This window comes from Citrobacter sp. JGM124, from assembly GCF_018257795.1.
In the GTDB taxonomy this organism is placed as follows: Bacteria; Pseudomonadota; Gammaproteobacteria; order Enterobacterales; family Enterobacteriaceae; genus JGM124.
In genome coordinates, this window is record NZ_JAERJD010000003.1 from 126055 (window position 1) to 141084 (window position 15030).

The window sequence follows — 15030 nt, forward strand, 5'->3', positions numbered from 1 at the left end:
TCAACAGAGAAACCATCACCGGATGGCCACAAGATCCAGAGGATATATCATGAAAAAAGTAGTCATTGCCTGTGTACTGTTGGGTTTTATGGGCAGCAGTGCAGCCCTGGCCGATGCCGCCGGGGACTTACAGGGGCGCCTGGATAAAGTCAGCACCTTCCATGCCGATTTTACCCAAAAAGTCACTGATGGTAGTGGTGCTACGGTACAGGAAGGCCAGGGTGATTTATGGGTAAAACGTCCTAACCTGTTTAACTGGCATATGATGCAGCCGGACGAAAGCATCCTCGTCTCTGATGGTAAAACACTGTGGTTCTATAATCCCTTTGTGGAGCAGGTGAGCGCCAACTGGCTGAAAGATGTCACCAGCAATACGCCCTTTATGCTGATTGCGCGAAACCAGGCATCAGACTGGGGTCAGTATAATATCAAACAAAATGGGGACGATTTCGTTCTGACGCCGAAAGATGGTGCCGGAAACCTGAAGCAGTTCACTATCAATGTTGGTCGTGACGGCACCATCCATAGCTTCAGTGCGGTGGAGCAGGATGATCAGCGTAGTAGTTATAGCTTAAAAGCCCAGCCGGTAACATCTGTTGATGCCAGCAAATTCACCTTCACTCCGCCAGCTGGGGTGACGATAGACGATCAGCGTAAGTAGGGGATAGCGTGAGTAACCTGTCGCTCGATTTTTCTGACAATAGCTTCCAGCCATTGGCTGCCCGTATGCGGCCAGAAAATCTCGCTCAGTATATTGGTCAGCAACACCTCTTGGGGGCGGGTAAACCGCTGCCCCGGGCTATTGAAGCCGGTCAACTGCACTCGATGATTCTCTGGGGGCCCCCTGGTACCGGTAAAACCACCCTGGCGGAAGTGATCGCTCACTATGCTAATGCAGATGTTGAACGTCTCTCGGCAGTGACCTCCGGGGTCAAAGAAATCCGTGAAGCCATAGAGCGTGCCCGACTTAATCGTCAAGCAGGTCGACGCACGATTTTATTTGTTGATGAAGTTCATCGTTTCAATAAAAGTCAGCAAGACGCCTTTTTGCCACATATTGAAGATGGCACTGTGACTTTTATTGGTGCCACAACTGAAAACCCCTCCTTTGAACTCAACTCTGCTTTACTGTCACGGGCCCGGGTCTATCTATTAAAGTCACTGAACGAAAAAGAGATAGAGCAGGTGCTTGACCAGGCGATGAGCGACAAACAGCGTGGTTATGGGGATCAGAAAATTATCCTGCCCGATGATACTCGCCTGGCCATAGCCCAGTTAGTTAACGGGGATGCCAGGCGTGCTCTGAACACCCTGGAAATGATGGCGGATATGGCGGAAATTGACGCTAAAGGGGTACGCAGGTTGCCAGCCAGTTTACTCACTGAAGTGGCTGGGGAACGTAGCGCTCGTTTTGATAATAAAGGGGATCGTTTTTACGACTTGATCTCCGCACTTCATAAGTCGGTACGCGGGTCAGCCCCGGATGCCGCGCTTTACTGGTATGCACGCATTATTAGCGCTGGTGGTGACCCGCTTTATGTCGCTCGCCGTTTGTTGGCTATTGCATCAGAAGATGTAGGTAATGCTGATCCTCGGGGGATGCAAGTGGCGATTGCCGCCTGGGACTGTTTTACCCGAGTTGGGCCGGCAGAAGGGGAAAGAGCGATTGCCCAGGCGATTGTCTACCTGGCGTGTGCGCCAAAAAGTAATGCGGTCTATAAGGCATTTAAAGCGGCAATGGCTGATGCCCGTGAACGCCCGGATTATGACGTGCCGGTTCATTTACGTAATGCCCCCACCAGGCTGATGAAAGAGATGGGCTATGGGCAGGGCTATCGTTATGCCCATGATGAGACTAATGCCTATGCGGCAGGTGAAGAGTATTTCCCTGAAGAGATGGCACAAACGCGCTATTATCAGCCAAGTAATCGGGGTCTTGAAGGTAAGATTGGCGAAAAGCTAACCTGGTTAACTGAGCTGGATCAGAAAAGCCCCACAAAACGCTATCGCTAATGCAGGCGTTGCGGTAAGGTTACCAAGATTATCAAGCGGTCGCAGGCTGTGGCCGCATTCCCCTAATTCAATTCGATAAGCACAGGATAAGCATGCTCGATCCCAATCTGCTGCGTACAGAGCCAGACGCAGTCGCTGAAAAACTGGCACGCCGGGGCTTTAAGCTGGATGTAGAAAAGTTACGCGCGCTCGAAGAGCGTCGCAAAGTATTGCAGGTGAAAACCGAAAACCTGCAGGCTGAACGTAACTCGCAGTCGAAATCCATTGGTCAGGCGAAAGCACGTGGTGAAGACATTGAGCCACTGCGTGTCCAGGTTAACCAGTTGGGCGAAGAGTTAGATGCGGCGAAAGCTGACCTCGATGCTCTGCTGGCGGAAATCCGTGATATTGCACTAACCCTGCCAAACATTCCGGATGACTGTGTCCCATCAGGGAAAGATGATAGCGAAAACCTTGAAGTCAGCCGCTGGGGTGAACCCCGGACGTTTGATTTTGATATTCGCGATCATGTGAGCCTGGGTGAATTATCTGATGGACTGGATTTTGCTTCCGCAGTCAAACTGACCGGGGCACGGTTTGTGGTAATGAAAGGGCAAATGGCGCGTCTGCACCGTGCTCTGAGTCAGTTTATGCTTGATCTGCATACTGAACAGCATGGGTACAGTGAGTACTACGTCCCGTACCTGGTTAACCAGGATACCTTGTATGGTACCGGGCAATTGCCTAAATTTGGTGGTGACCTGTTCCATACCCGTCCACTGGATGAAGAAGCTGATACCAGCAATTACGCTCTGATCCCTACAGCTGAAGTTCCATTGACCAACCTGGTTCGTGATGAGATCCTGGAAGAAGAATCTCTGCCACTGAAGATGACGGCTCATACCCCATGTTTCCGCTCAGAAGCGGGTTCATACGGTCGTGACACCCGGGGCCTGATTCGTATGCACCAGTTTGATAAAGTTGAAATGGTGCAGATAGTGCGTCCTGAAGACTCTATGGATGCTCTGGAAGAGTTAACCGGGCACGCAGAGAAAGTATTGCAACTGCTGGGTCTGCCATACCGTAAAGTTCTGCTGTGTAGCGGTGATATCGGTTTTGGCTCCCGTAAAACTTACGACCTGGAAGTCTGGTTACCGGCGCAAAATACCTACCGGGAAATTTCCTCTTGTTCCAACATGTGGGATTTCCAGGCGCGCCGTATGCAGGCACGTTGCCGCAGTAAGACCGACAAGAAAACCCGTTTGGTACACACCCTGAACGGTTCCGGGCTGGCAGTGGGTCGTACCCTGGTAGCGGTACTGGAAAACTATCAGCAAGCTGATGGCCGTATTGAAATCCCAGAGGTTCTGCGCCCGTATATGAAAGGGCTGGATTACATCGGTTAATCTTTCATAAGATTGGCATCTTGCAAGGGGGAAATTCTGTTTCCTCCTTTTTTTTAATCTATTACCAGTGACAAGAAAACATTGCATAAAGATCCATGAAATATTTCATCATTCAATGACGATTTATTTTTACTCGATCATATTAAAAACAGAGAGATAGCTTTTTCTCCTTTGATGTATATCAAGCCTAAGATTAATTTTTTAAATCGTTACCCGTAAATCGCGCCTGGCCCCTGTTTTCACTGGATTGACAATCATTTTTTCGGTGGCATGATGCGCTCAATTGCTTACTTCCTGATGGTTTTTTCCCCATGGCTACCTATACCCGGCCCATATTGCTTTTGCTTTGTGGGCTTCTGCTATTGACCCTGGTTACTGCAGTTCTTAATACACTGGTACCGCTGTGGTTAGCGCATGAAAACCTCCCTACTTGGCAGGTTGGGATTGTGAGTTCTTCCTATTTTACGGGTAACCTGGTCGGTGCCATGGTGACCGGCGGCATCATTAAGCGCTTTGGTTTTAACCGCAGCTATTATCTGGCAACGATACTTTTTGCCCTTGGCTGTGGTAGCCTGGGATTGGTGGTGGATGCCTGGAGCTGGACACTGTGCCGGTTTATTGGTGGTGTGGGGTGTGCCATGATTTGGGTCGTGGTTGAAAGTGCGCTGATGTGTAGTGGAACCAACCATAATCGAGGTCGTTTACTGGCTGCCTATATGATGGTGACCTATATTGGTACCGTACTGGGGCAGTTTGCCGTCAGTCAGCTCCCCACTGCGCTAGTGAGCGTCCTTCCCTGGGCTACGGGGATCGTACTGGCCGCCATTCTTCCCTTGTTGTTTACTAAAATTGTTAACAACAATCAAACCCATGCTCAACAGGACAATGCTTCTGTCTCCATGATGCTGCGGTTGCGGGATGCGCGTCTTGGCGTGCATGGCTGTATTATCTCAGGCATCGTTCTTGGCTCGCTGTATGCCTTAATGCCCCTGTACCTTAACCACCAGGGGTTACGTGATTCTGAGATCGGTTTCTGGATGGCGGTGATGATAAGCGCCGGTGTTGTTGGGCAATGGCCGATTGGCCGCCTGGCGGACAAATATGGGCGCCTGTTTATTCTGCGGGGGCAAGTGTTTGCCATTATTGTGGGAAGTATCGGCATGTTCAGTCACGCCGCTATGGCTCCCGCACTGTGTATCCTGGGCGCTGCTGGGTTTACGCTTTACCCAGTGGCTATGGCCTGGGCTTGTGAGAAGGTGACACATCATCAAGTGGTTGCCATGAACCAGGCCCTATTATTGAGTTATACCATTGGCAGTTTACTGGGGCCGTTGCTCACCGCGGCATTGATGGAAAGTTATTCCGACAGTTTACTGTTTATTGTTATTGCTGCGGTGTCCCTGGTGTATTTAATGTTGCTATTACGGGAAACCGGGCAGCATTCAACCCCGGTGGCCCATGCCTGAAAAATAAAAGGCGCCATGAAGGCGCCTTTTGTTGTTCTCACCACTTTGGGCAAGATAACGGGGTCAGTACATCACTTTATGACCGTACTGCTCCAGAATCCCTTTGACGCGCTCCATTGTCTCTTTCTTCGGTGGGTGTACCCCATCCAGTTTGTACTCTTCACCCATGGCAAGCCACTTATGTTTGCCCAGTTCATGGTAGGGCAGTAATTCAATTTTTTCGACATTACCCATATCCCGGGTAAATTCGCCCAGACGATGGGCGGAGTCATCATCATCAGACCAGCCCGGTACCACAACATAACGGATCCAGACCTTGATATTTTTTTTGGCCAGGTAACGAGCAAAATCCAGTGTACGCTGGTTAGAAACACCGACCAGGTTTTGGTGAATTTCATCATTGATCTGTTTCAGGTCAAGCATGACCAAGTCGGTGACATCCAGTAATTCATCAATGACCGGATCGTAGCGACGGACAAAACCATTCGTATCCAGGCAAGTATGGATCCCTTCTTTATGGCAGGCGCGGAACCAGTCACGAACAAATTCAGCCTGGAGAATGGCTTCACCGCCTGACGCCGTGACTCCCCCACCGGAGGCATTCATAAAATGGCGATAGCTGACTACGTCTTTCATAAGCTCTTCTACCGTGATTTCTTTACCAGTATGTGTATCCCAGGTATCACGGTTGTGGCAGTAAAGGCAGCGCATCAGGCAGCCCTGGAAGAAGGTAATAAAGCGGATGCCCGGGCCGTCTACGGTGCCACAGGATTCAAAAGAGTGGATTCGTCCAGTCACTGACATTGCGGCGTATCTCCAGCTATGACCCATTATTGAGTCTGTTATAAGTCTATTTTGCTGATGACCTGTCAGACAGATAATCAACAAAGCAGGCTAGTTAAGTTGGCCTGTTGAGTGACGCAAATACAAAGAGGGAAAAACATGGTTTTTCCCTCTTCAGTTACTGAGGGTTCCAGTGCTACAGAACCCTCATTGTAGGTCTTTTTACTCAAGCAAGGAAGTTAGATGCTCTTAGTAAAAGTACGGGTGATAACGTCTTGCTGTTGTTCTTTGGTCAGAGAATTGAAGCGTACAGCATAACCTGATACACGAATGGTCAGCTGTGGATATTTCTCTGGGTGATCCATCGCATCGAGCAGCATTTCACGGTTCATCACGTTCACGTTCAGGTGCTGACCACCTTCAATAGAGGCTTCATGGTGGAAGTAACCATCCATCAGGCCTGCCAGGTTAGTCTTACGAACGTCGTCGTCTTTACCCAGTGCGTTTGGCACGATAGAGAAGGTATAAGAGATACCATCTTTAGCGTAGGCAAATGGTAGTTTAGCCACTGAGGTCAGAGAGGCAACAGCACCTTTCTGGTCACGGCCATGCATTGGGTTGGCACCAGGACCAAACGGAGTTCCTGCACGACGACCATCCGGGGTATTACCGGTTTTCTTACCGTAAACCACGTTAGAGGTAATAGTCAGTACAGACTGGGTTGGAATCGAGTTACGATAAGTTGTCAGTTTCTGAATTTTTTTCATGAAACGTTCAACCAGGTCAACCGCGATGTCATCAACACGTGGGTCGTTATTACCAAACTGTGGATACTCACCTTCGATTTCAAAATCAACAGCCAGGCCATCTTCATCACGAATTGGTTTTACTGTTGCATATTTAATCGCAGACAGGGAGTCAGCAGCCACTGACAGACCCGCGATACCACAAGCCATAGTACGAATCACGTCACGATCATGAAGAGCCATCAGTGATGCTTCGTAACTGTATTTATCATGCATATAGTGGATGATATTCAGTGCAGTGACATACTGTTTTGCCAGCCAGTCCATAAAGTGGTCAAGACGCGCCAGTACAGTGTCATAGTCCAGAACGCTATCCATGATAGGCGCTTCTTTTGGACCAACCTGCATTTTCAGTTTTTCGTCGATACCACCGTTGATAGCATACAGCATGGTTTTCGCAAGGTTAGCACGGGCACCAAAGAACTGCATTTGTTTACCAACAATCATCGGGCTGACGCAACAAGCGATAGCGTAGTCATCGTTGTGGAAGTCAGGACGCATCAAGTCATCATTCTCATACTGCAGAGAAGAGGTGTCGATAGAAACTTTAGCGGCGTATTTTTTGAAGCCCAGTGGCAGATGTTCAGACCACAGAATAGTCAGGTTTGGCTCCGGAGATGGCCCCATGGTGTACAGGGTATTCAGGAAGCGGAAGCTGTTTTTAGTGACCAGGGTACGACCGTCAACCCCCATACCACCAATAGACTCAGTCGCCCAAATTGGGTCACCAGAGAACAGTTCATCATATTCTGGAGTACGCAGGAAACGTACCATACGCAGTTTCATGACCAGGTGGTCAATCATTTCCTGAGCTTCAAGCTCAGTGATTTTGCCTGCTTTCAGATCACGCTCAATGTAAGCATCGAGGAAGGTTGATACGCGTCCGAAGGACATCGCAGCACCATTCTGAGATTTTACTGCTGCCAGATAGCCGAAATAAGTCCACTGAACGGCTTCTTTCGCTGTTGTTGCCGGGCCGGAGATATCATAGCCATATTTAGCCGCCATCTCTTTAATTTGGCCCAGTGCGCGATGCTGTTCAGAAATTTCTTCACGCAAACGGATGGTATCTTCCAGCTCTTCGCCGTTTTCCAGTTTGCTCTGCAATGAAGTGAACTGAGCAAATTTGTCTTTCATCAGGAAGTCGATGCCGTACAGGGCAACACGACGGTAGTCACCGATGATACGACCACGACCGTAAGCATCTGGCAAGCCAGTGATTACCCCAGATTTACGGCAACGCAGGATGTCCGGAGTATAGACGTCAAAGACACCCTGGTTATGTGTTTTACGATATTCAGTGAAGATTTTCTTCAGCATAGGGTCGAGTTCACGACCATAAACTTTGCAAGAACCTTCAACCATTTTGATACCACCAAATGGAATGATGGCACGTTTCAGTGGGGCATCTGTTTGCAGACCGACGATGGCTTCAAGGTCTTTATTGATGTAACCCGCATCATGGGCGGTGATGGTGGAAGCGAGGTCGGTATCAAAATCAACAGGGGCATGAGTGCGGTTTTCCAGCTTCACCCCTTCCATTACAGAGTCCCACAGCTCGGTTGTCGCGTCTGTAGCACCTGCAAGGAAAGACTCATCACCGTCATACGGTGTGTAGTTTTTCTGGATGAAGTCACGGACGTTAACTTCATTCTGCCAGTCGCCTTTTGCAAAGCCTTCCCATGCAGTGGCTAATTTTTCATTAAGCTCGGACATGTAGCACCTACCTTCTAAGTGTGGAGTTCTTCATCCTGCCTGTGGTGCAAAAATTAATGTTTAGCACCGTCACGCAGATATATTACCCAGTACGTTAACCCGACCAATAAACCACCGCCGATGATGTTGCCGATGGTGACAGGGATCAGATTATCAGTGATAAAGCTCATTACATTCAGATGGGGAAAACTTTCAGCAGAAGACCCCACCGCAGTCCAGAATTCCGGACTGGCAAAATCGCGTACAACAATGGCCATTGGAATCAGGAACATGTTTGCAATACTGTGCTCAAAACCGCTCGCCACGAACATGGTGACGGGGAGGATCATGGCAAACATCTTATCCATTAAACTGCGACCGGAATAACTCATCCATACCGCAAGACAGACCATCAGGTTAGCCAGAATACCGAGGCAGACTGACTCGATGAAAGTATGGTGCATTTTGTGGTCAGCGGTATTTAATAAATTTAAACCCCATTGACCGTCCGCCGTCATATACATCCCGGCGAAAAATATCAGCACCACAAACATTAACGCACCGACCAGGTTACCGATATATACGTTGAGCCAGTTCTTCAGGAGTTGCATCCAGGAGATGCGTCCACTGGCTTTGGCAACCACGATAAGTACGGTAGAGGTGAAAAGGTCAGCACCACAGACAACACAGAGAATCAGTCCGAGAGAAAAGCACATCCCCCCAACCAGTTTTGCGATCCCAAAAGGTAACGCAGATCCGCCCGTTGTGGCTGTGACATAAAAAACAAAGGCGATAGAAATAAAAACACCGGCAGTAATGGCGAGATAAAACGTCGTTAATGGATGTTTTGTGGCTTTATATACTCCCGTATTTTCGGCGACTTTCGCCACCTCGGGAGGAAGTATCAGGTCAAAAGGGTTGTCAGCTTTCACACTAACTCTCTCTTAATTTTTATTCGGCCATGTAATGTTAACAAAGCGCTATGCAGCAAAAATTGACGTAGATCATGTCGCCCCCAGCTAATAGCCACTTTACTCGCGAGGTTTTACTTAATTTTCATTTAACTAACTGAAAATTATAGCAAAAAAGTTTTTAAATTTTACAAAATAAATTGATGGATGTTGCTGGCTACTCTTCTTCCCTGCCAGAAAGGCTATTTAATGTTACGTTTATGTATAGCCTAAAAAAATAATATTTCACAGAAAATCAATGAAAAGTACCAAATAAAACACAGTGCCGGAAATAATAAAGGGGCATTATTGAATGCCCCTTTAAATAATAATGATATTGTGGCGTTAATAATACGCCTTAAATATCAGTTCAATTTTTTTTCCAGTAACGCGCTTTAGCGCGTTGTAATTTCTCATAAGCGTTTAACAATGCCTGATGAGCAGGGAACGCCAGCAGTGTACTATCCACTGGTTGTAAGCCGTAAAATGGTTCTTCGCCGCTGATTGCTGCGCTGGCCGCTTCAAGAGCTCCGGCACCGTACATCCGGGAAAAGGCGTGATGATACTGCAGTGGTTCACGTTCTTCTTCCAGGGCTAGCAGGAGCAACGTTTGCAGGCAACGATAGTAGTTGGCGCGTTCTGGTGTGAAAATGGAAGCATTGAATTCAATGGTCCACTCCGTCCAAATGAGCGCCTGTTCTAAATCACCACCTGCCAGTGCCAGCATGGCTTTTAACTCGCCAATACGCAGGGTGTACCAGCCGTTATCCTTACCGGTTGCTAAACCGAGGAGTTCACGTACCCGGGTGAAGTCATCGTGACCTTCTTCATCCAGTAGTGTAATCAGATCGAGATACTCCTGGGGCTCCGCTTCACTGCCGGGCAGGGACAGTAAGGTATCGCGCAAATGACTGCCCATATTATTATTGGCCAGTAACAAATCTTCAGCAGGGTAGATATCTGACATGCCCGGGACAATGATACGACAGGCATAGACATCAAGGTGCTGATAATCCGCGATATAAACCGCTTTGCCTTCTTTACTGAAAATGGCCATCAGTGTGGCAAATTCTTGTTCAGTGGTTCCGGAGAAACTCCAGTCCACGAAGGGATAATCCGCATCCTGTTTAAACATATCCCAGGAGATCAAACCGCTTGAGTCAATGAAGTGTGTTTCAAGGTTGGTATGTTCAGCCACTTCTTCATCATCAAAGGTGGGGGCAGTAAACACATCCAGGTCTTTAAGGCCACGGCCTTGCAACAGTTCAGTAACGGTACGTTCAAGGGCAACACCAAAATCTGGATGAGCGCCAAATGAGGCAAAACAAGTCCCGTTAGCTGGGTTGAACAGCACCACACAGATAACCGGGTATTTCCCACCCAGTGAGGCATCGTAGCTGAAGATAGGGAAGCCTTCAGCTTCCAGGGTACTGATCGCGTCCAGTACGCCTGGGTAGCGAGCCAGTACGTCAGCCGGGATTTCTGGCAGGCTGATACTTTCGGCAATGATACGGTTCTTAATATGACGTTCAAAGACTTCAGACAGCGCCTGAACACGGGCCTCGTTGGCAGTATTTCCCGCAGACATGCCGTTAGAAACATAGAGGTTGCCGACAATATTCATCGGGATGTAAACGGTATTCTGGTCTGACTGACGAGTAAAGGGAAGAGCGCAGATTCCGCGATCTTCGTTGCCAGATTGCAAGTCAACCAGCATACCGGCGGTTAATTCCTGCTCAGGATCGTAAAATGCGCGCAGGGTTTCATCAAGAATACCCGCAGGTAATTGATCATCTTCTGGAATAGGGAACCATTTTTCATTGGGATAATGCACAAACTCGCCATTAGCGATGGCATCACCTAACCAGAAATCGGCAAAGAAATAGTTAGTAGAGAGACGTTCAAAGTACTCACCCAATGCTGAAGCCAGCGCGGCTTTTTTGGTGGCACCTTTACCGTTGGTAAAACACAAAGGACAATCTTTGTCGCGAATATGGACTGACCAGACATTAGGAACAGGATTCAGCCATGAGGCCTCTTCGATGTTAAAACCGAGGTCAGTGAGTTGTTTTTGGAAGCGAGCAATCGAGTCTTCCAGTGCGGCATCTTTGCCGGGAATAAAGGTTTGGGTCATGGCTTTCACTATTGGAGGTACGAAAGAGTCCGATAATACGTGTTTTGCCGACAGGACGCTATCTTCCCCTGACGAGGATAAACCCAGCCAGAAGCACAATTTTAACATGACAACAATGGGGTTTTATCCTGGTGGCTTATAGGGTTAGCCCTGGCTTACTTACTGTTTTGCCGATATAAACTCGGCACTTTTCCCCACTGATGGCATATTGTATGGTTGGGTTTCATGCCTGTTCTCTCCTTGGTGCGGATTAACCGTTGCATCATGCTATCGGTGAGTGATAAAACCGATAAGGTTATCAAACTTATTGGTTGAGGCGTGGTGAGGGGAAATGACACAGATATACAATTTTAGTTCTGGACCGGCGATGTTACCGGCTGAAGTTCTGCGTCGTGCACAGCAAGATTTATGTGACTGGCAGGGTTTGGGCACCTCGGTGATGGAGATAAGTCATCGCAGTAAAGAGTTTATTCAGGTTGCGCAGGAGTCGGAAAAAGATCTGCGAACTCTGTTGCAAATCCCCTCCAACTATAAAGTGTTATTCTGCCATGGGGGGGGGCGTGGGCAATTTGCAGGTGTGCCACTGAATCTGCTGGGGGATAAAACCACTGCTGACTATTTTGATGGCGGCTACTGGGCAGCCAGTGCCATCAAAGAAGCGAAGAAGTACTGCCAGCCTGTTTCCCATGACGTAAAAATTACAGTAGAAGGGAAGCGAGCAATCAAGCCAATGCGTGAATGGCAAGTTTCTGAAAACAGCGCGTATCTGCACTACTGCCCCAATGAAACCATTGATGGGATTGCTATCGATGAGACACCTGATTTTGGTGACACCATTGTGGCCGCGGACTTTTCGTCCACTATTTTATCCCGCCCACTGGATATTAGTCGTTTCGGTGTGATTTATGCCGGGGCGCAGAAAAATATCGGTCCGGCAGGTTTGACCCTGGTGATTGTGCGTGAAGATCTGTTGGGTAAAGCACATCAGGCATGCCCATCCATTCTTGACTATTCCGTACTGGATCAGAATGATTCCATGTTCAACACGCCGCCAACGTTTGCCTGGTACCTGGCGGGCCTGGTATTTAAGTGGCTGAAAGCCCAGGGCGGAGTGGCAGCCATGGATCAAATTAATCAGACTAAAGCTGACTTGTTGTATAGCGTGATTGATAACAGTGATTTCTATCGTAACGATGTGGCTACCAGCAACCGTTCACGCATGAATATCCCGTTCCAGCTTGCTGATAATACGCTGGACAAACAGTTCCTCGAGGAGTCTTTTGATGCAGGATTACATGCCCTGAAAGGCCACCGCGTCGTCGGGGGAATGCGAGCCTCTATTTATAATGCTATGCCTCTGGAAGGTGTCAAAGCATTGACCGACTTTATGATAGACTTCGAGCGTCGCAGAGGTTAATCATACCTGACCCCATAGTCGGACCTGTGGGGTTTTTATTTTGTCTGTATTGAGAGTATTTTTTCCATGCTGGAATCCCTGACATTACAACCCATCAGTCTGGTTGACGGAACCATTAATCTTCCTGGTTCAAAGAGCGTTTCTAATCGCGCATTATTGCTGGCAGCGTTGGCAAGTGGCACCACGGTGCTGACCAATTTGCTGGACAGTGATGATGTTCGACACATGCTCAATGCGTTAAGTACCCTGGGAGTGACTTATACGCTCTCCGCCGATCGTCGACGTTGTGAAGTCACTGGTGTCGGTGGACCCCTGCAGGTTGCAGGGCCACATGAACTCTTTTTAGGTAATGCCGGTACCGCTATGCGTCCATTGGCCGCAGCATTGTGCCTGGGCAACAATGATATCGTACTGACCGGTGAACCCCGGATGAAAGAGCGTCCTATTGGACATCTGGTTGATGCCTTGCGTCAGGGTGGGGCACAAGTCGATTATCTGGAACAAGTGGATTACCCACCGATTCACCTGCATGGTGGGTATGTCGGCGGTAAAGTGACGGTTGATGGCAGTGTTTCTAGCCAGTTCCTTACGGCGCTGCTCATGGCCGCCCCTCTGGCTAAAGAAGAGACTGAAATTACGATTAAAGGTGATTTAGTCTCCAGACCTTATATCGATATCACACTGAATTTGATGGCAACCTTTGGTGTAACGATTGAAAACCGTAATTACCAGAGCTTCCTGGTAAAAGGAGGGCAACAGTACCAGTCACCAGGACATTATCTGGTGGAGGGGGATGCCTCTTCTGCTTCCTATTTCCTTGCCGCAGCTGCAATTAAAGGTGGCAAAGTGACGGTAACCGGCATCGGTCGTCACAGCGTCCAGGGCGATATCCGTTTTGCCGATGTACTGGAAAAAATGGGGGCGAAAATCACCTGGGGCGATGACTTTATTGCTTGTGAGCGTGGTGAGTTAAACGCCATTGATATGGATATGAATCATATTCCTGATGCCGCCATGACCATTGCGACCACTGCACTGTTTGCCAGGGGCACTACAACCTTACGTAATATCTATAACTGGCGTGTTAAAGAAACAGACCGCCTGAGTGCCATGGCAACAGAACTGCGTAAAGTAGGCGCTGAGGTAGAAGAAGGAGAAGACTACATCAGGGTTACGCCACCAGCTCGTCTTAAATTTGCTGAAATTGGTACTTATAATGACCATCGTATGGCCATGTGTTTTTCACTGGTGGCGCTTTCTGATACGCCTGTCACTATTCTTGACCCAAAATGTACCGCCAAGACCTTCCCGGATTATTTTGAACAACTGGCGGGCATCAGCACGCTTTCTTGAGTGAATTCTCTGCGCTGTCTCTGACCTGCTCATCAGTACGAAAAAGGAAACAGCGTGTTTCCTTTTCTTTTGCCTGTTGATTCAATGCACAGAAAAGAAATATTGGGTGATTCTTCGGCATTTGGCTCGCTGAGGCAGGATATTTCTGATGAAAAATAACGATTCCGGGCATTGGGAGGCTATAATGCCCGGAATTGATATTCCGTGAGTCTGGCGAAAGGGGAAAATGATGACAGCGACTGTCCCAGTAATAACGGTTGATGGCCCAAGTGGTGCGGGCAAGGGCACCCTTTGTAAAGCTTTAGCTAAAGCGTTGCAATGGCATTTGCTCGACTCAGGCGCGATTTATCGTGTACTGGCGTTAGCGGCGTTACATCATCATGTGGATATCACATCTGAAGAGACGTTGGTGCCGATCGCGGCGCATCTGGATGTTCGATTTGTTTCAACAGAAATGCGGGTCGCAACGATTCTTGAGGGGGAGGATGTAAGTGCTGAAATTCGGACTCAGGAAGTGGCTGAAGTCGCCTCCAGGATTGCCGCATTCCCTCGCGTACGGGAAGCATTGCTCCGTCGTCAGCGGGCGTTCCGCGAGTTACCGGGTTTAATTGCTGATGGGCGTGATATGGGAACTGTCGTGTTCCCGGACGCTCAGGTAAAGATTTTTCTTGATGCTTCTGCAGAAGAACGTGCTGACAGACGCATGCGACAGTTGCAGGAGCAAGGTATTAGTGTTAACTTTGAGCGCCTTTTGGTCGAGATAAAGGATCGGGACGACAGAGATCGTAACCGCCCTGTCGCACCATTAGTGGCAGCTGCAGATGCTTTAGTACTGGATTCAACCAGTATGAGTATCGAGCAAGTGATTGAAAAATCACTACAATACGCCAAAAATAAATTGGCGCTCGTTTGAAATAACGATCAAGTTCCGAATACCTGCTGCAATGGATTGTGAGCAGGCATGTGAAACAACCCCATCCGGCATGATGCTAGATGGACGTTAAATTGAAGAATCCTGAAGATTATCA

11 protein-coding genes are annotated in these 15030 nt (G+C 48.4%); 7 read left to right on the forward strand and 4 right to left on the reverse strand.

The genetic code is table 11. The features are described 5' to 3' along the window. Positions 1–49: 49 nt before the first annotated feature. From lolA to JK154_RS05370, 4 genes are all read left to right on the forward strand, one after another. The gene (lolA, locus tag JK154_RS05355) at positions 50–661 is read left to right on the forward strand and encodes an outer membrane lipoprotein chaperone LolA (protein ID WP_211991481.1); all 612 of its coding nucleotides are present in this window, start codon (positions 50–52) and stop codon (positions 659–661) included. Positions 662–669: 8 nt separating this feature from the next. Next, a complete protein-coding gene (locus JK154_RS05360) occupies positions 670–2013 on the forward strand; it encodes a replication-associated recombination protein A (protein WP_211991482.1) in 1344 nt (447 codons plus the stop codon). Positions 2014–2105: 92 nt separating this feature from the next. After that, positions 2106–3398, forward strand: coding sequence for a serine--tRNA ligase (gene serS / locus JK154_RS05365; protein ID WP_211991483.1), 1293 nt, complete (start codon positions 2106–2108; stop codon positions 3396–3398). A gap of 311 nt (positions 3399–3709) precedes the next feature. After that, the gene (locus tag JK154_RS05370; protein WP_211991484.1) at positions 3710–4864 is read left to right on the forward strand and encodes an MFS transporter; all 1155 of its coding nucleotides are present in this window, start codon (positions 3710–3712) and stop codon (positions 4862–4864) included. A gap of 63 nt (positions 4865–4927) precedes the next feature. On the opposite strand, the gene pflA is transcribed toward JK154_RS05370, so the two are convergent. The 4 genes from pflA to ycaO all read right to left on the reverse strand — a co-directional run bounded on the left by pflA (position 4928) and on the right by ycaO (position 11232). Beyond that, the gene (gene pflA / locus JK154_RS05375) at positions 4928–5668 is read right to left on the reverse strand and encodes a pyruvate formate lyase 1-activating protein (RefSeq protein WP_211991485.1); all 741 of its coding nucleotides are present in this window, start codon (positions 5666–5668) and stop codon (positions 4928–4930) included. Between the two features lie 218 nt (positions 5669–5886). Next, positions 5887–8169 (reverse strand): formate C-acetyltransferase, encoded by a 2283-nt coding sequence (gene pflB, locus JK154_RS05380; RefSeq protein WP_211991486.1) that lies wholly within the window; start codon positions 8167–8169, stop codon positions 5887–5889. Positions 8170–8222: 53 nt separating this feature from the next. After that, positions 8223–9080 carry a formate transporter FocA gene (focA, locus tag JK154_RS05385; RefSeq protein ID WP_211991487.1) on the reverse strand — a complete coding sequence of 286 codons (858 nt, stop codon included), beginning with the start codon at positions 9078–9080 and terminating at the stop codon, positions 8223–8225. Positions 9081–9468: 388 nt separating this feature from the next. Continuing rightward, positions 9469–11232 (reverse strand): 30S ribosomal protein S12 methylthiotransferase accessory factor YcaO, encoded by a 1764-nt coding sequence (gene ycaO, locus JK154_RS05390; protein ID WP_211991488.1) that lies wholly within the window; start codon positions 11230–11232, stop codon positions 9469–9471. 331 nt (positions 11233–11563) lie between these two features. Here ycaO and serC point away from each other — a divergent pair, with 331 nt between their 5' ends. The 3 genes from serC (at position 11564) to cmk (ending at position 14915) form a co-directional block, all read left to right on the forward strand. After that, positions 11564–12649: a 3-phosphoserine/phosphohydroxythreonine transaminase gene (gene serC, locus JK154_RS05395; RefSeq protein WP_211991489.1), complete on the forward strand. Its 1086-nt coding sequence runs from the start codon at positions 11564–11566 to the stop codon at positions 12647–12649. 69 nt (positions 12650–12718) lie between these two features. Continuing rightward, the gene (gene aroA, locus JK154_RS05400) at positions 12719–14002 is read left to right on the forward strand and encodes a 3-phosphoshikimate 1-carboxyvinyltransferase (RefSeq protein ID WP_211991682.1); all 1284 of its coding nucleotides are present in this window, start codon (positions 12719–12721) and stop codon (positions 14000–14002) included. Between the two features lie 229 nt (positions 14003–14231). Next, on the forward strand, positions 14232–14915 hold the full coding sequence (cmk, locus tag JK154_RS05405; protein WP_211991683.1) for a (d)CMP kinase: 684 nt from the start codon (positions 14232–14234) through the stop codon (positions 14913–14915). Positions 14916–15030: the final 115 nt, after the last annotated feature.

Bases quoted from the DNA above. Each gene is read 5' to 3' on its own strand.
- JK154_RS05370 (WP_211991484.1), top strand. From the start codon at position 3,710: ATGGCTACCTATACCCGGCCCATATTGCTTTTGCTTTGTGGGCTTCTG.
- pflB (WP_211991486.1), bottom strand. From the start codon at position 8,169: ATGTCCGAGCTTAATGAAAAATTAGCCACTGCATGGGAAGGCTTTGCA.
- serC (WP_211991489.1), top strand. From the start codon at position 11,564: ATGACACAGATATACAATTTTAGTTCTGGACCGGCGATGTTACCGGCT.
- serS (WP_211991483.1), top strand. From the start codon at position 2,106: ATGCTCGATCCCAATCTGCTGCGTACAGAGCCAGACGCAGTCGCTGAA.
- cmk (WP_211991683.1), top strand. From the start codon at position 14,232: ATGACAGCGACTGTCCCAGTAATAACGGTTGATGGCCCAAGTGGTGCG.
- lolA (WP_211991481.1), top strand. From the start codon at position 50: ATGAAAAAAGTAGTCATTGCCTGTGTACTGTTGGGTTTTATGGGCAGC.
- ycaO (WP_211991488.1), bottom strand. From the start codon at position 11,232: ATGACCCAAACCTTTATTCCCGGCAAAGATGCCGCACTGGAAGACTCG.
- pflA (WP_211991485.1), bottom strand. From the start codon at position 5,668: ATGTCAGTGACTGGACGAATCCACTCTTTTGAATCCTGTGGCACCGTA.